This window comes from Pectobacterium colocasium (assembly GCF_020181655.1).
Taxonomy (GTDB): domain Bacteria; phylum Pseudomonadota; class Gammaproteobacteria; order Enterobacterales; family Enterobacteriaceae; genus Pectobacterium; species Pectobacterium colocasium.
The window spans coordinates 2,797,887-2,815,353 of the sequence record NZ_CP084032.1 but is presented as its reverse complement, the minus strand read 5'-3'; the positions used below and the strand labels follow the sequence as shown (position 1 = coordinate 2,815,353).

Annotated in this window: 10 protein-coding genes and 2 pseudogenes; 7 read left to right on the top strand and 5 right to left on the bottom strand. The window is 54.0% G+C overall.

Annotated elements, in window-relative coordinates; genetic code table 11:
• Nucleotides 1–149 precede the first annotated feature (149 nt).
• Entirely contained in the window at nt 150–893 is a 744-nt protein-coding gene (pyrF, locus tag LCF41_RS12560) for an orotidine-5'-phosphate decarboxylase (protein ID WP_225084904.1), read from the top strand.
• The gene (yciH, locus tag LCF41_RS12555) at nt 890–1,225 is read left to right on the top strand and encodes a stress response translation initiation inhibitor YciH (protein WP_225084903.1); all 336 of its coding nucleotides are present in this window, start codon (nt 890–892) and stop codon (nt 1,223–1,225) included. Before pyrF ends, yciH begins: the two co-directional genes overlap by 4 nt.
• A 74-nt stretch (nt 1,226–1,299) precedes the next feature.
• Here yciH and osmB read toward each other — a convergent pair whose 3' ends face one another.
• A complete protein-coding gene (gene osmB, locus LCF41_RS12550) occupies nt 1,300–1,512 on the bottom strand; it encodes an osmotically-inducible lipoprotein OsmB (RefSeq protein ID WP_039359270.1) in 213 nt (70 codons plus the stop codon).
• Between the two features lie 333 nt (nt 1,513–1,845).
• Here osmB and araD point away from each other — a divergent pair, with 333 nt between their 5' ends.
• Nucleotides 1,846–2,541 (top strand): L-ribulose-5-phosphate 4-epimerase, encoded by a 696-nt coding sequence (gene araD / locus LCF41_RS12545; protein WP_225084902.1) that lies wholly within the window; start codon nt 1,846–1,848, stop codon nt 2,539–2,541.
• Between the two features lie 265 nt (nt 2,542–2,806).
• On the opposite strand, the gene LCF41_RS12540 is transcribed toward araD, so the two are convergent.
• From LCF41_RS12540 to LCF41_RS12530, 3 genes are all read right to left on the bottom strand, one after another.
• Nucleotides 2,807–4,870, bottom strand: coding sequence for a carbon starvation CstA family protein (locus LCF41_RS12540; RefSeq protein WP_225084901.1), 2,064 nt, complete (start codon nt 4,868–4,870; stop codon nt 2,807–2,809).
• A gap of 625 nt (nt 4,871–5,495) precedes the next feature.
• Nucleotides 5,496–7,430: an exoribonuclease II gene (locus LCF41_RS12535; protein WP_225084900.1), complete on the bottom strand. Its 1,935-nt coding sequence runs from the start codon at nt 7,428–7,430 to the stop codon at nt 5,496–5,498.
• A gap of 252 nt (nt 7,431–7,682) precedes the next feature.
• A complete protein-coding gene (locus LCF41_RS12530) occupies nt 7,683–9,995 on the bottom strand; it encodes an FdhF/YdeP family oxidoreductase (RefSeq protein ID WP_225084899.1) in 2,313 nt (770 codons plus the stop codon).
• Nucleotides 9,996–10,179: 184 nt separating this feature from the next.
• Here LCF41_RS12530 and LCF41_RS12525 point away from each other — a divergent pair, with 184 nt between their 5' ends.
• Entirely contained in the window at nt 10,180–11,082 is a 903-nt protein-coding gene (locus LCF41_RS12525) for a LysR family transcriptional regulator (protein WP_225084898.1), read from the top strand.
• Here LCF41_RS12525 and LCF41_RS12520 read toward each other — a convergent pair.
• Nucleotides 11,073–11,987, bottom strand: a pseudogene (locus LCF41_RS12520) (LacI family DNA-binding transcriptional regulator); the annotation flags it as partial. The gene LCF41_RS12525 and the pseudogene LCF41_RS12520 overlap by 10 nt on opposite strands.
• Nucleotides 11,988–12,093: 106 nt before the next feature.
• Between LCF41_RS12520 and LCF41_RS12515 the strand changes: the two are divergent.
• The 3 genes and pseudogenes from LCF41_RS12515 to LCF41_RS12505 form a co-directional block, all read left to right on the top strand.
• Nucleotides 12,094–12,882: pseudogene (locus LCF41_RS12515) on the top strand (DUF5110 domain-containing protein); the annotation flags it as partial.
• 530 nt (nt 12,883–13,412) lie between these two features.
• Nucleotides 13,413–16,277, top strand: a complete 2,865-nt coding sequence (locus tag LCF41_RS12510) for a flavocytochrome c (protein ID WP_225084896.1) — start codon at nt 13,413–13,415, stop codon at nt 16,275–16,277.
• A gap of 115 nt (nt 16,278–16,392) precedes the next feature.
• Nucleotides 16,393–17,379, top strand: a complete 987-nt coding sequence (locus tag LCF41_RS12505) for an FAD:protein FMN transferase (RefSeq protein WP_225084895.1) — start codon at nt 16,393–16,395, stop codon at nt 17,377–17,379.
• Nucleotides 17,380–17,467: the final 88 nt, after the last annotated feature.

Here is a 17,467-nt window from a genome sequence, read left to right as displayed (position 1 = left end):
CACTTTAGTTACAACATACTATTAACTGTGCACGATTTCGGTTCCAGCCAGCCTCTTTAACCGCATTGGTCTTCAGGTGGCTGGGATTTCAAGGGCGGGGCATGTAGAATGCGGCGGGAATTTTGGCTTCGCAAGAGACTGGGTGACGAATGAAAAACGAGAATCTACAGAAAAAGAATCAAACGGTATCATCCCCAATTGTGGTCGCGCTGGACTATGACAGTCAGCAAGCGGCGTTGTCGTTTGTTGACCGTATCGATCCGCAGGATTGCCGCTTGAAGGTAGGCAAAGAGATGTTTACCTTGTTCGGGCCACAGTTCGTGCAGACGCTACAACAGCGCGGTTTTGATGTGTTTCTCGATCTGAAATTCCACGATATCCCGAACACCGTCGCTCACGCCGTTGCGGCCGCGGCCGATCTTGGCGTGTGGATGGTGAATGTCCACGCCAGCGGTGGTTCGCGCATGATGGCGGCGGCAAAAGAGGCGCTGGTGCCGTTTGGTAACGATGCACCGCTGCTGATTGCCGTGACCGTGCTAACCAGCATGGACGAAGACGATCTGCGCGGGCTTGGTATTACCGTCAGTCCTGCGGAGCAGGCGGAAAAGCTGGCCGTGCTAACGCATAACAGCGGGCTGGATGGCGTGGTGTGCTCCGCACATGAAGCGCAGCGGTTGAAGCAGGTATGCGGGCAGGCATTTAAGCTGGTCACGCCAGGAATTCGTCCCGCAGGCAGCGATGTTGGCGATCAGCGCCGCATCATGACGCCGATTCAGGCGCAGCAGGCTGGCGTAGACTATATGGTGATTGGACGTCCGATCACCCAATCGGCAGACCCGGCGCAGACGCTGCGCGAGATTCGCGCCTCATTGTTAAACGGGGCTGCCTCATGAGCATGCGTCGTGATGAGAATAGCCAACTGGTTTACTCCACGGAAACCGGGCGTATTAAGCCAGAAGAAGAAAAGGCCGTTCGGCCAAAAGGCGATGGCATTGTGCGTATCCAGCGTCAGACGAGCGGACGCAAAGGGAAGGGCGTATGCCTGATCAGCGGTCTCGATCTGGATGATGTCGCGCTGGATAAGTTGGCGGCTGAATTGAAGAAAAAATGCGGCTGCGGCGGTGCAGTGAAAGACGGTGTGATCGAAATCCAGGGAGATAAACGCGATCTACTAAAACAGCTGCTGGAAGCGAAAGGCATGAAGGTTAAGCTGGCTGGTGGCTGAAGTATGCCAGAGGCAGATAAGAGATAGATAAAAGCAGCAGGCTCAGTCCCGTGAACCTGCTGCTCATGAATTCGTTAGTCGACCTGACGGCCAATCAGTCCGCCGATAGCTGCACCGCCCAGCGTTCCTAATGTTCCGCCATCCGTTAAGATAGCGCCACCTACCGCACCGGCACCGGCACCAATCGCGGTATTACGGTCACGTTTAGACATGTTTGAACAGCCTGCGAGTGTAACGGCAAGCGTAATTGCCAGAGCGGCTGTTGCAAAACGTTTGTTTAATTTCATCTTTTTCCCCTTCTGCGCTTGGCCTCACGTTTCTTGTGAGGAAATATCGAACAACGTACCTTTTACGGTATTAAATAAAGAAACAGAGCCTTTTACTGCTTGATGACAAGTATAATCATCGGAAAAAACTGCAACAGGTAAAAACTCTTAATTCCCTTGCGTTATGTTAACGATAGCAATAATTGATAAAGTTGGCTGTTTTTTGCGCAATTCTGTGGTGTGTCTCTTTCTTTTTCCCATAGCAGAACACCGCTAGGTCTTTAGCGATTTAGCCCATAGCGACCCGCTCGTCAGGCCGCGAAAATGGTGTTATCGCGCCGATGGGAGGCTGATATGTTAGAAACGCTAAAAAAACAGGTGTTGGAAGCCAACTTGGCTTTGCCGCAGCACAATCTGGTGACGTTTACCTGGGGAAATGTCAGCGCGGTAGATCGGCAGCATGGCCTTATGGTGATCAAACCTTCCGGCGTGGAGTATTCAGCCATGACGCTGGAAGATATGGTTGTCGTTGAGTTGGAAAGCGGTAAGGTGGTAGAGGGCACGAAGAAACCGTCGTCAGATACCGATACCCACCGTGTGCTGTATCTGGCGTTTGCCGATATCGGCGGTATTGTGCATACCCATTCTCGCCATGCCACGATCTGGGCGCAGGCCGGTAAAGATATCCCCGCTTGGGGAACGACGCACGCAGACTACTTTTATGGCTCGATTCCCTGTACGCGCCTGATGACGGATGAAGAAATCAACGGACGCTATGAATGGGAAACCGGGCAAGTGATCGCCGAAACGTTCCGCCAGCGTGGCATTTCTCCGGTAGATGTCCCCGCCGTATTAGTTAACTCGCACGGCCCCTTTGCGTGGGGGAAAGATGCAGACAATGCGGTGCACAACGCCGTTGTTCTGGAAGAACTTGCCTACATGGGAATTTTCTCGCGCCAGTTAACGCCTCAACTGGGTGAGATGCAGCAAACGCTGTTGGATAAACACTATTTACGCAAGCACGGTAAGAACGCGTATTACGGGCAATAAACCGCCGCGATTCCTTTCACTTTCTAGGTAACACCTTAGCGCCGCAAATGCGGCGCTATCGTTATTGATTACGTTGCTGAATGGCACGCCATAAAAAATCCCTCCATGAAGGATAATACTGTTCACTTAAGCGTGGATTTAGGGGGAAACACGGTGATGAGGTTCCCGCAGGGATACCTCGCACCGTGGTAGCCCCCGGTATCTCGATTCTTAAACGATCGGCATTACTCCATGAAGGAGGGATTGAGGAAAACGTGACGACGTTTTAAGGTTGTGCGCCGTCCCGTAATACTATCGGCGTCTCTTTTGCCGTTGGGACATCGCTGTTCAGCGCCCGGCGAATGACGAAGAACGCGGAAACCAGCATCGTTACCGCTACCAGCATGAAGAACCCGCACAACGCAGCATTAATCTGGTTACTGAAGACGATGGTTTCCATGTCTTTAATCGATTTGGCCGGGGCGATCAGCGTGTTTTGCTCAATACCCGCCGCGAAGCGTTTTGCCTGTGCCAGAAAACCGATGCTGGGCTTTTCATGGAAGATTTTTTGCCAACCTGCCGTCATCGAGGTAATAAACAGCCAGACGGTAGGGACTATAGTCACCCACGCATAGCGCTGTTTCTTCATCTTAAACAACACCACGGTGCCGAGAATTAACGCCATCGAGGCTAGCATCTGGTTACCGATACCGAACAGCGGCCAGAGCGTATTGATCCCGCCCAGTGGATCGATAACACCCTGATAGACGAAGAATCCCCAACCGGAAACGGCGACGGTCGTACCGGCCAGATTACCCAGCCAGGAGTGGCTGTTGGCCAGTCTGGGAATCGCAATACCGACCAGATCCTGCACCATGAAGCGACAGGCGCGCGTCCCGGCGTCTACTGCGGTCAGAATGAACAGGGCTTCAAACAGAATCGCGAAGTGATACCAGAATGCCATCATCGCCCGGCTGTTAAAGATTTCGGTGATGATGTAGGCCATGCCTACCGCGAAGGTTGGCGCACCGCCCGCGCGGGAAAGAATCGAGGCTTCGCCCACGTCATGGGCAATCGCGCTCAATTCCTGCGGGGTGATGACAAATCCCCAGCTATTGATGGCCTGCGAGGCGCTCTCAACCGTGGTGCCGATCAGCGCGGCAGGTGAGTTCATGGCGAAGTAGATGCCCGGTTCGATAACCGAGGCACAAATCAGCGCCATGATCGCGACGAAGGATTCCATCAGCATCGCGCCATAACCAATGAAGCGGATGTGGCTTTCACGTTCAACCAGCTTCGGCGTGGTGCCGCTGGAAACCAGGGCGTGGAAGCCCGAAATCGCGCCACAGGCGATAGTAATAAATAAGAAGGGGAACAGCGTACCGGAGAAGACCGGGCCGGTGCCGTCAATAAAGCGGGAAACGGCGGGCATTTTCATTTCCGGCATCGCGAATACGATACCGAAGGCCAGCCCGATAATGACCCCGATTTTCAGGAAGGTAGAGAGGTAATCACGCGGCGCCAGCAGCAGCCAGACCGGCAGCACAGAAGCGATGAACCCGTAAATCACCAGAATCCAGGTGAGCGACGTGCCTTTCAGCGTGAAGAACGGCCCCCAGTAGGGATGCGCGGCAATGTTACCGCCATACACAATCGCCAGCATCATCAGCACAAAACCAATGATAGACACTTCCGCGATTTTACCCGGACGTAAAAAGCGCATGTAAACGCCCATAAAGAGCGCGATAGGGATAGTGGCGGCGATGGTGAACAGCCCCCACGGACTTTCCGCCAGCGCCTTAACGACGACCAGCGCCAGCGCCGAGAGAATGATGATCATCACGCCCAACGCACCGAGCATGGTGATGATACCCGCGAACGCCCCGAGTTCCTGTTTCGCCATCTCGCCCAAAGAACGCCCATCCCGGCGGGTGGAGATAAATAGCACTAGGAAGTCTTGCACGGCACCAGCCAGCATAACGCCGACCAGAATCCAGATTGTTCCGGGAAGGAAGCCCATCTGCGCGGCGAGGATCGGCCCAACCAGCGGCCCGGCTCCGGCGATGGCGGCGAAGTGGTGGCCGAACAGGACCCATTTATTGGTGGGAACGTAGTCCAGACCGTCGTTATGACGCTCCGCCGGTGTCAGGCGGCGATCGTCGAGCTCAAAGACTTTTTTGGCGATAAACAGACTGTAAAAACGATAGGCAATGCTGTAACACGATACAGCAGCGACGACTAACCACACGGCATTGACGTGTTCACCGCGGCTCAGTGCCAGCGTAGCGAACGCAAAGGCGCCCGCCAGGCCGACTAGCAGCCAGATCACAATGCTCTTTACGTTATTCATAACAACGGCTCCTTCGTTATTCAGAACGGGTATACCGTTAATACTTCAAGCTGCATGTGCGTTGGCTTCTCTTACTCACCCCAGTCACTTACTTGTGTAAGCTCCTGGGGATTCATGCGTTTGCCGCCTTCCTGCAACTCGAATTATTTGGGGTATATGGCGCGAGTGTTAATACAATTTAACAATAGTGGGTTTAATGGCGAAGAGAAGGGAATGGATGAGAAAATGTGAGCGAAGGTGAATTTTTGTAAAGAAAATTAAAGCCCAAACAAGGGGTAACGTGCTGACTCGGTAAAAAAGCTGCCTCAGCTCGATGACGAATCAGCGTTGACGTGCGATGACAATCGTGGCGCTATGCAGGCTACTGGAACTAGCAATGCGCGGGCACAACCCGCGCATTTTTGTATGTGCTGTCTATTTCATCAATGGCACTCTACAGATGCTGTCAACGGGCTGCTGCGTTTATCGACCACACCAACGGCAAATCGTTGATAAACCAGTTGTTGGTAAATTTTGTCATTGATAAATCATGTTGCGGAATAAATGCATGATGATGCGCGGGTCAGTTCGCGATGAACGCCCGCGCGGAGATGCTGCCCGCCGCGATGAATCGGCGGTATGACGCTTATGCGGCTGGCTTTGCCACAACGCTGCGGGTTTCCAGACGTACTTCCGCGATGACGACGTCCAGCGTATCCCCCTGGCGATAGACGACTTCGCCCTTCACGGCGAGCGTGCCCATTTCCTGACTGCACACCAGCTCGTCACGCACCGCGTGGATAAAGGAGGACGGGATAAAGGCCACTGCGCCGTTATCCAGCAGTCGGACACGCAGACCGCCGCGTGTGACATCAATGATTTCCGCATTGAAGCGCACATCGGTACCCGCTTTGTCGCTGAGGTAGCGAGCATACAGCCAGTCACCGACATCACGCTCGGCCATACGGTTAAGGCGACGGCGTTCCGCCAACTGTACCGTAACGTCGTCCTGCGGTTTTTCCGCAGCCTGCCCGGTGATCACGGCTTTCAGCAAGCGGTGATTCACCATATCGCCGTATTTACGGATCGGGGATGTCCAGGTGGCATAGGCTTCCAGACCCAGACCAAAATGCGGCCCCGGTGTGGTGCTGACTTCCGCGAAAGACTGGAAGCGGCGAATACGGCTATCCAGGAACTGTGTCGGCTGGGCATCCAACTCGCGACGCAGCTTACAGAACCCTTCAAGCGTCAACAGCGCCTGCGCGTCGGCCTGAATGCCGTGAGTGTCCAGCACAGCAACGGCCTGATCAATGGATGCCGGATCGAAGCCGTTATGGACGTTATAGATGCCAAAGCCCAGTTTGTCTCGCAGCATAATGGCCGCACAGACGTTGGCGGCAATCATGGATTCTTCAACGATACGATTAGCGATACGGCGGTGTTCAACCACGATATCCAAGACGTCGCCTTTTTCACCCAGCAGGAAGCGGTAATCAGGACGATCTTTAAACACCAGCGCGTGGGTGGTGCGCCATTCGCTGCGCGCCAGACAGAGGCGGTGCAGCAAACGGATTTGTTCAGCAATGGCATCGTTTTGCGGTTGCCATTCACCTTGCTCCTCCAGCCAGTCAGAGACATCGTCATACGCGAGCTTGGCTTTGGATTCGATCCAGGCGGCAAAGAAGTGAATATCATCACCTAACGCACCGTCGGCGGCAATTGTCACGCGGCAAGCGAGGACAGGGCGGCGCTCGTTCGGGCGCAGGGAGCAGATATCATCGGACAGCGGGCGCGGCAGCATCGGGATGTTGAAGCCGGGCAGGTAGTTGGTGAAGGCGCGCTGGCGTGCAATCTTGTCCAGTTCGCTGCCCGCATCGACATAGGCGGTCGGATCGGCAATAGCAACGGTTAATTGCAGCGAACCATCGCCGTTGTCCTGTACATACAGCGCATCGTCCATATCTTCGGTGCTGGCGCTGTCGATGGTGACAAAACTCAGCGCGGTCAGATCGTCGCGGATGAGTTCGCCGTCATTGCGTTCCGTTGCTTCAACGTCCGGCGCTGCACGCTCCAGATTATGACGTGACAATGTCACCCACCACGGCACCAGCGGGTCATCGCCCGTGGTGATGTACTGCGTCAGCTCTGCATGAAATCCACGGTCGCCCTTCAGCGGGTGACGGCGCATCTCTGCCACTGCCCAATCGCCTTCCTGAAAATTGTGCGTCACATCGCGTGCGGCGCGGCAAGGGATGGCATCTTTCAGCAGCGGATGGTCAGGCGTAATGGATAAACGATCGTCTTTTTTATGAATGCGCCCAACAAATCGGGTCAGGAAAGGTTCGATGAGCGTTTCTGGCTCGACAATTTCCCGCTCTTTTTCTGTATGCAGGGTGGCGGTAATCCGGTCACCGTGCATCACTTTTTTCATGTGCGGAGGGGGAATGAAATAGCTTTTTTGTCCGTCAGCTTCAAGAAAGCCAAATCCTTTATCAGTGCCTTTGACGACACCTTCAACACGCGGCGTCTGAGAGTGAAGTTGCTGTTTTAGCTGTGCAAGCAGCGGATTATCTTGAAACATAGCGTCCAGAAATACGGTTGTGAATGGCTCAATTAGCGGTTCACAGTTTTACTCGAATCGGGTGCTGGCGGCAAGAATAATCGGGGGACGGAGTGAGCACAGATCAGCAGTAGGGCGCGTATGAATTCGCGTCAAGTCAGCGCCGATTTGAACGTGTCCCCCAGCCGTGCACTCGACGGATGTCACTGCACGACAGGGGGAGCTTTTGAGGTGGCGACAGCCTAGTGGACAGATGTTCAGGCTATATGCAATTCAGGCGATACGTAAGAGAGACTCCGCTTGCATACTACGACGAACGCTAACCGGCACCGATTTAGAGGTTGGCGTGTGCGTTTCATCCCCGAAGCTGGACAATGGCACCAGCGGGTTGGTTTCTGGGTAATAGGCTGCCAGATTGCCGCGTGGAATGGCGTAGCTCACCAGCTTGAATCCATTGACGACGCGGGTGATGCCATCATTCCACAGCGTTTCGATATCAACCCGATCGCCATCTTCCAGCCCCAGTGCGCTGATGTCATCCGGGTGCATGAACAGCACTTCTCGTTGCCCATACACGCCGCGATAGCGATCGTCCAGTCCATAAATGGTGGTGTTGTACTGGTCGTGTGAACGCAGGGTTTGCAGCGTAAAAGGCACATCGCTGCCTTGTAGCTGTGGGAACAGCGTATCGGGCAGCGTGGCATGGCTGAATTGCGCTTTCCCGTTGAGGGTATTGAAGTGCAGTTCGGCGGCAGCATTACCGAGATAGAATCCGCCCGGCAGGTCGCACTTGGCATTGAAATCGGTAAAACCGGGAATCGTCGCGGCGATATGGTCGCGGATGCGTGAGTAATCGTCCGCCAGCGCCAGCCAGTCGAGCGTTTCATGACCGAGAACCGCATCGGCAATCCCGGCGACAATGGCTGTTTCCGAGCGCTGCAACGGCGAAAGCGGCTGGCCGACACCTTGTGACGCATGCACCATGCTGAAGGAGTCTTCAACGGTAATAAACTGCGGGCCGCTGGCCTGCATGTCGAGATCGGTACGACCGAGCGTCGGCAGAATTAGCGCATCGATCTTGCCAGTAATCAGGTGGCTGCGGTTGAGCTTGGTACTGATGTGCACGGTTAGATCGCAGCGGCTGAGTGCCTCTTCGGTACGTGCCGAATCCGGTGCGGCAGCCGCGAGGTTACCGCCCAGCGCGATAAGCACCTTGATCTCATCACGCAGCATGGCTTCCAGCGCTTCTACGGTGTTGTGGCCGGCGACGTAAGGCGGTGTGAAATCATAATGCGCCGCCAGACGATCGAGAAATGCCGCAGTCGGCTTCTCATCGATCCCCATGGTGCGGTTGCCCTGCACGTTACTATGTCCACGCACCGGACACAGCCCGGCACCCGGTTTCCCCAACTGCCCGAACAGCAGTTGTAGATTCACGATTTCCCGCACGGTGGCGACGGAGTGCTTATGCTGGGTAATTCCCATCGCCCAGGTGCAAATGACCCGCGGTGACTGCTGATAAATCGCCGCCACATAGCGCAGTTGTGCTTCGCTCAGGCCGGACTGTTGTTCGATTTTCTGCCAGCTTGTCGCGTCGACAACGGCCAGATATTCGTCCACCTGCTGGGTGTGCGTGGACAGGAACGCTTGATCGAATAACCCCGTTTCCCCGTCGGACAGGCGCTGGCGATGCGTTTCCAGCAGCGCTTTTACCATACCGCGCACGGCAGCCATATCGCCGCCCAGATTAGGTTGCAGGTAAGTTTCGCTAATAGTGCCGGACAGCGGCGTGAGCAGCTCCAGCGGATTCTGCGGATTGGCAAAACGTTCCAGACCGCGTTCGCGGAGCGTATTAAAGGAGACGATGTGCGCGCCGCGATCGGCGGCATGACGCAGGCTATGCAGCATCCGCGGGTGGTTGGTGCCAGGGTTCTGACCAAAAACGAAGATGGCGTCAGCGTGCTCGAAATCGTCCAGTCGGATGGTGCCTTTGCCCACGCCGATACTTTGCTTCAGACCAATACCGCTGGCCTCATGACACATATTCGAGCAGTCAGGGAAATTGTTGGTGCCCAGCATGCGGCCAAAAAGCTGATACAGATAAGAGGCTTCATTACTGGCACGGCCAGACGTATAAAGCTCCGCCTGATTGGGGTGATCCATGTTATTGATGTGGTGAGCGATCAGCGCAAACGCCGCGTCCCAGTCGATGGGAACATAGCGGTCACTGGCGCGGTCATAGCGCATCGGGTGGGTTAAGCGCCCCTGATATTCAAGGAAATAGTCGCTTTGCTGACGTAGTGTCGTGACGCTGTGGGCAGCGAAGAAATCCAGATCGACCGCTTTGCGCGTCGCTTCCCAACTGACCGCTTTCGCGCCGTTTTCACAGAAACTGAACGTGCTGCTGTTGTCATCACCCCAGGCGCAGCCGGGGCAGTCAAAACCTTTCGATTTATTGACCCGCAACAAGTTTCGGATATTTTTCAGCGCTTGCTTGCTGTCGAGCACAAAACGCGTGGTGGCTTCCAATGAGCCCCAGCCGCCAGCCGCGTTGCGGTATGGCTTGATGGATGGTTTGAATTTCATGACATATTCCGCAGGTGATGATGTTTTTTTTATGTGAACAAAATTTTAAATATTTGCTCTTGAGGAAAGTTTAGGTGTGGTCGGCGATCCCGTCTAATCAAATGCGGCTATGGTGGGATAGAGGCGGTTTATCAGTATATACTCGGGGTTTACCCACTACTGTGTCTGACGATCGAGCCTGACGATGGATATCAAGCAACTGCAATACTTGTGCAATCTGGAGAAAGAGCGCCATTTTGGTCGAGCCGCGGAAGCCAGTTTTGTCAGTCAACCAACGCTCTCCATGCGGTTGAAAAATCTGGAGCGAGAGCTGGATCTGCCGCTCATCAACCGGGGTAACAATTTTGAAGGTTTTACCGCCGAAGGCGAGCGCGTGCTGGCCTGGGCGCGGGAGATCGTCTCAGTTTATCAGGGGCTGAAACTGGAAGTCGCGTCGCTAAAACGCGGCGTCAGTGGTGTTCTGCGCATCGGTGCGGTGCCGCAAAGCAGTATTGCGCTGTCGAGTCTGCTGGCGGCGGTAAATGAGGTCTATCCGCAGTTGGATTTTCAGATCTCGCTGTTCAGTGCGGATCAACTGCTGGAAGCGCTGAATGCGCATTCGGTGGATGTCGGTATCGGCTTTTTTGAATTTTCGACGTTACAGGAACTGCACTTTCAGGCGTCGCCGCTGACGGAGCAGGGCATTGATCTGTTGTTCCATCCTCACCATTTCCCGCAGTTAGTCGGGGACACGCCGCTGCCTCTCGCTGCGCTTTCCGATGTGCCGCTTTGTCTGGCGGAGGCCAGCCGCTATTTCCGTCGCTATCTGGATAGCCATTTCCGTGAAATGGGCGTCTCGCCGTGGGTCAAAGTGGAAAGCGCTTCTATCCTGCAACTGATCCAAAGCGTTTATGTCGGGCTGGGATGCGGCATTGTTCCCCGTGGCAGCCTCATTCCAGAAATGACGCCTGCGTTAGCGCTGCGACCGCTGCAATTTCCGCCAATGCACCGTCGTGCGGCGGTTGTGGTCGCACAGGCAGGCAGAGCGACGCCGCTGGCGCAGAACTTCTTTGATGTGGCACAGCAGTGGTTACACACTCAGTCGTAAAGGCTTTCATCCTGTACTGGTGCGACCGATTTACTGGCGCGTAGCCGCCTGACGGACTGGCGCACCACCAGCGTACCGTTGAGCAGGATGTTGCCAATCGGGGCTTCGGGGCGAATCAGGCGATATTGCAACAGCCTGATGGCTTCTTCGCCCAGCGCCTCGCGCGGCACATGTACTGATGTGAGCGGCACATCGTGAATGGCCGACAGATTGAAGCCATCCATACTCATCACCGAGACGTCCTGCGGTACGCGCAATCCTGCCTTATGCAGCGCATTCACCACCCCGACCGCGATGAAATCGCCGCCTGCCAGAATAGCCGTAGGCCATTTATCCTGCGGACAGCGGGATAAAAAGGCGGTCATCGCTTGCTCTGCGTCTGCCGTGCTGAAATTATCTAGCGACAGCAGGTGGTCCCCGCTAGAAAATGGCAGATTATGGTACTGATAGGCATCCCGGATACCGTCCAGACGCAGTTCCATCGTGTAGCGACGCAGGCACAGCAGCGTCAATACATTATGGTGCCCTTGCTCAAAGAGATAGTGAGCGGAGAACTCGCCAATTAACCGATGTGCCGGCGCGACACCCGGTAATCGCATCTTACGATCGATACAGTTAATCAATATGCAGGGCTTACCGCTGTCTGCCGCCAACGCGTGAATATAGGGATCGTCAATGCCGATCAGTAGCGCAGCCTCCGTGGCGGGATCGCGCATTTTGTCTAAAAAGAGCGCCGCATCGCTGTCGTTTTCCTCCAGCCCGCAGTACCGCACTCGCACATCGTGTGGCTTCAGGGCATCAATGATGCTCTGTACCACCTTGTGATAGAAGATGTCTGACCGAATATCAAACGCGCGCGGTGGAGCGAAGATCGTTAACCCGTTCAAGAGCAGACGGCCATCGGCGGATTCGGTCATCAGGTCATTTCCTGCATGCTGAGCGCACTGGTGGTGGAATCGTTTGATAAAGGGCAGATGGCAACGGTGAACGGGATGCGCGGTTCATTCGCCTAAGCCAGACGCCGAGCTGTTTGTACGCTGGGTACAAAATGGCATGATGCACCCGCGTTTCACCATTCACTCCTGGAATGACGACCAGACGGTGAACGAGCCGTGGATGTATCCTGCGGTGACGCCAGCGATTCGCAGCGCTATTGAGCTACGCTATCGTCTGTTGCCGTATTTTTACACCTTACTGTGGCAAGCTAGCGCAGACGATGAGCCGATGCTGCGCCCGACGTTCCTCGATCACGAGCAGGACAGCACGACGCTGGCAGAAACTGACGATTTCATGCTGGGACGCGATATTCTGGTCGCCAGCGTGGTGGAACCGGGGCAGCGTCAAAGGGCGGTTTACCTGCCAGCGAATACGTCAGGCTGGTACGATTTTCATTCCGGCCAATGGTTCAGCGGTGGACAGACGATCGTGCTGGACGCGCCATTGGAGCGACTTCCATTGCTGGTGCGCGCGGGCGCGATGATCCCGCTATCGGGGCGCACGGCGTACGTCAGTCCGCAGAAAGACGAACAGCGTGAATTCCTGCTCTTCCCACCCGTTGCTGGCGGCACGGATAGCGGGCTGCTGTTTGAAGACGATGGCGAAACATGGCAATGGCGTGAAGGTAACGCGCTGTGGTTACGCTGGGAAATCCGCACGGATAGCCAACGGATTGACGTGACGTTCACACCGGAAGGGCGATATCAGCCCGCCTGGCGGCACGCGACGCTGCGCCTGCCAGTGGGTGAGCAACGCCAGCTGTACATTAACGGCGTCCACACAGCGACCTATCAACACCAATAATCATCTTATTTCTTCCTGTTGCGCCCCGGTCTTATTTGTTTACCGGGGCGTGAGGTTGCTGACGAAGTCCGCAGGGCGGGGGTAACGGATAGATCGTAAAGACGCTGTAAATACATCCATGTACGCTCGGATTGCGCCATCCCTGGCGCAAACGCTTTACTCTTCTATTCCGTTACTCCCGTTCTCGTTCAGAAAATAGGTTTGTCAACGGTCTGACGCCTCGGTCTTATTGTTTATCGGGGCGTTTTTTTGTTATGCAGAATATAAATAATATCCGATTGGTTATTTTAAGGATAAGGAGATGTTAATGAAGTGAATGGAATATTAAATATAAAAAAGAGTTGTGCCAATACCCCTAATAAAAGCGGATCTACAAAATAGTTTAAATACTAAGAAAACATTTTATAACATCAAAAAAAATAGATACTTGGTAAGTAATAAGTTCGCAAATTATCAGCCAGAAGAATTAATGATTAAAAGAAAAACATGGCCTTTTCGAACAGGATTTTATTTTAAGTGGAGTATTCATTATGAAGAATAATCACCATGATCTATTTGCCGCTTTTACACTCCCCAACGGTGCGACGCTGAAAAATCGGGTACTGATGGCGCCCATGACCACCTGTAGTGGGTTTTATGATGGGAGCGTGACCAAAGAGCTGGTGGAATATTATCAGGCCAGAGCTGGCAGCATCGGCACCGTGATTGTGGAATGCTGTTTTATTGATGATAAAGGGTTGGCATTTCCCGGTGCGATAGGGATAGACAACGACGACAAAATTGCCGGATTGACCAAAATAGCGACGGCGATTAAAGAAAAGGGATCGACGGCAATTCTGCAAATTTATCACGGCGGCCGGATGGTCGAACCGCGTTTTATCGGTGGTGCGACGCCAGTTGCGCCGAGTGCCATTGCCGCGCCGCGCGCGGGTGCCATCGTTCCGGTCGCGCTATCGGGCGATGAGGTTGATGCCATGATCGGCAAATTTGGCGATGCCGTTCATCGTGCCATTCAGGCGGGTTTTGATGGCGTGGAAATTCACGGCGCGAACACCTACCTGATCCAACAGTTTTATTCACCTCACTCTAATCGGCGCACAGATAAATGGGGCGGCAGCCGTGATAAACGTGCGGCGTTTCCGCTGGCCGTTCTGGATATTGCCCATGATGTTGCCGGTAAATACGCCGATCCTGCATTTATTATCGGTTATCGTTTTTCGCCGGAAGAGATCGAAGAGCCGGGCATTCATTTTGATGATTCACTCTATCTGCTGGAGAAATTAGCGGCACGCGGGCTGGATTACGTTCACTTCTCGATGGGAAATATTCTGCGTTCATCGATTGTCGAAACAAACGATACGACGCCGCTGATTAAGAAATATGTTGCGCGCCGTTCTACGACATTAGCGGCAATTCCGGTGATTGGCGTCGGGGATATTGTCAATCAGGCAGATGCCGACGCGGCGCTGGAAAATGGTTATGACCTGATTGCGGTTGGCAGAGCCTGTATTGCCTATCCTGACTGGACAGATCGTATTGCCGAGCAGGAAAAGCTCGAACTTTATATTGCCAGCGATAAACGTGAAGCATTAATGATTCCTGAACCCCTGTGGCGTTTTTCATTAGTTGAAGCCATGATTCGGGACGTGAATTTAACCGGCAAAAAATTTAAATCCGGGGTTTATCAGGAACGCGTTCAGGATGAATGTGGCGAGTTGCGAATTCAGGTTCATTTTGAGCAGAATCGGGTCGCCGATATCGCGCTGGAGAATAGCGAGATGTATGATTCGCTGAAAATCAGTTTTGAGATTATCCGCGAACGCATTCTGGATACCAATAGCCCACACGTTGATGCTGTAACGGGCGCAACGGCACAGAGTGAAGCGATTAAAAAAGCGGTCACCAAGGCGATGGTGAAATCCAGCAAAGATGCCATCATTGCCGATGGCGGTAACCCAGACGCACGTCGTGAAGCGGACGTGGTGGTCATTGGCAGCGGCGGCGCGGGGCTGGCAGCGGCGATTCAGGCCAGCGAAGCGGGCGCGCGCGTTATCGTGATTGAAAAGATGTCGGTCATCGGCGGCAATACCATCAAGGCCTCTGCCGGTATGAATGCGGCAGGCACCGTCTTCCAGCAAAATAGAGGTATCGAAGATAGCCAGGCGCTGTTCTATGACGAAACGCTGAAAAGCGGCAAACAGAAGAACAATCCCGCGCTGGTGAAGTATTTCGTCGATCATGCGTCTGACGCGATTAACTGGCTGGCGCAGCACGATATTGAACTGAGCGATATCACCACGACGGGCGGCATGAGCGTAGACAGAACGCATCGGCCTGCCAACGGCGCCGCGGTAGGCGGCTATTTGGTCAGCGGGCTGATTAAAAACCTCAATAAATACAATATTGAGGTGCTGCTGGAAACGTCGGTGACCGAGATTGTGCAGGAAAAGGGCAAGGTTACTGCCGTCAGAATCGTCAATGAGGAGTTGGAAGAGAGCCATATTGCGACAAAAGCGGTGATTGTCGCCACGGGCGGTTTTAGCGCGAATACGTCGATGGTGGAGTCATACCGTCCAGACCTGAAAGGCTTCGTCACCACCAACCACAAAGGGGCGACGGGCGGCGGGATTCGTCTGCTGGAACAAATTGGCGCGGATACGGTGGACATGGGGGAAATTCAGACCCATCCGACGGTTGAACAGACGACGTCTTATCTGATTTCTGAATCCATTCGCGGCGGCGGGGCGATTCTGGTGTCACCGCGCGGGGAACGCTTCTTTAACGAGATGGAGACACGCGATAATGTTTCATCAGCTATCGTGAATCTGCCAGAAGGCTATGCGTACATTCTGTTTGACGAGCAGGTGAGAAGCCGCAATAGGGCGGTCGAAGAGTATGTCGCGCAAGGACTGACCGTTATCGCGGGCAGCGTCGCGGAACTGGCCGACAGGCTTGATATGCCAACGGCGGCGCTGCACGCTACGCTCGACCGCTACAATGCCTTTATTGCCGATAAGCACGATGAGGACTTTGGCCGCACGACGGGGATGCGCGACCCGCTGAATCAGACGCCTTACTACGCCATTAAGGTAGCGCCGGGCGTACACCATACGATGGGGGGCGTTACCATCAACGAGAAGGCAGAAGTGCTGAACCGCTATAAAGAGACGATCTCCGGGGCGTATGCCGCAGGGGAAGTGGTTGGCGGTATTCACGGTGCGAACCGTATTGGCGGCAATGCCGTAGCGGATATCATTATCTTCGGTATTCAGGCAGGCATTCAGGCCGCGGCCTATGCGCGGGCGCCGCGTCGTTCCGACGTTTTTCCAACGAAGGCGCGTAAGCCAAGGTTTGCGAAAACGGCTGAAAATCAACCGATGCTGGTAGAAGAATAAGTGGCAGGAGCGTTAGTCGTAAAATAGCCGTGCTAATGGCGGGCGTCTGAAAGGGCGCTCGCGATTTTCCAACCGTATCCTCTCTGTATCGCTATTCGTTCATGGGAGCCACCGTATGCCTTCGGTCGATAACGTTTACGTTTATTCCGTTAATCTGATGGGCAGCCCCATTCTGCTCAAACTCTTTGTTCATGATGAAACCGCCGTCAGGCAAGTTTTCCAGCGCATCAAGCAGCTTGAAGACATGCTAACCGTTAACCGAGCGCGGTCGGAAGTGATGAGTATCAATCACGCGGCGGGAAAAGCGTATGTGTCGGTCAGCCCGATTGTCTTTGAGCTGATTAAACGCGCCAAAGCGGTGAGCCTGATGGAAAATAGTGCTTTTAATGTGGCGATTGGCCCCGTCGTCAAACTTTGGAAAATCGGTTTTAGCGGCAGCACGGTTCCTGACCGCGCATCGATACAACGGGCGCTGGCATTAACATATCCCGAACGCCTTATTCTCAGAGAACAGGACTGCGCCGTGTTGCTGGAAAGCGCCGGAATGGAGATCGATCTGGGGGCGATTGCGAAAGGGTATATTGCCGATATCGTCCGTGATGTCCTGCATCAACATGCGATTCAGGATGCGCTGATTAATCTGGGGGGGAACGTGCTGGCGATTGGCAGCGCGCTGACGGATGAGCAAGGGCTATGGAGCGTCGGGTTACAGAAGCCTTTCGCGGATCGCGATAGCCTGCTGGGCATCATTAAGGTGAAGAACAAATCGGTAGTGACATCCGGCGTCTATGAACGCTTTTTTACCGTGGATGACCATATCTATCATCATATCCTCGATCCCCGGACGGGGTATCCGCTAGATAATGAACTGCACAGCGTAACGGTTATCTCGAATGATTCTCTCGACGGCGATATCTACACCACGCTGCTCTATGGCATGGGCGTGAGCGCGGGTATTGAATTTCTACACCGTCAGCCGGACATTGAAGCCATCTTTGTGACAAAAACTAAAGAAATTTTTTTTTCTTCGCAGCGGAATTATACGTTTGAATTATTGGCTAAGGATTATTCGGTGGCCGTTAGCATTGAAAAAAAAGAGTAACAATCTGTTTACTAAAGGGATATTTAGTCCAGAGAGACGTGACAAGCGTATTGTCTTACCTGATTTAACCGAGCAGCACCATCTAAAT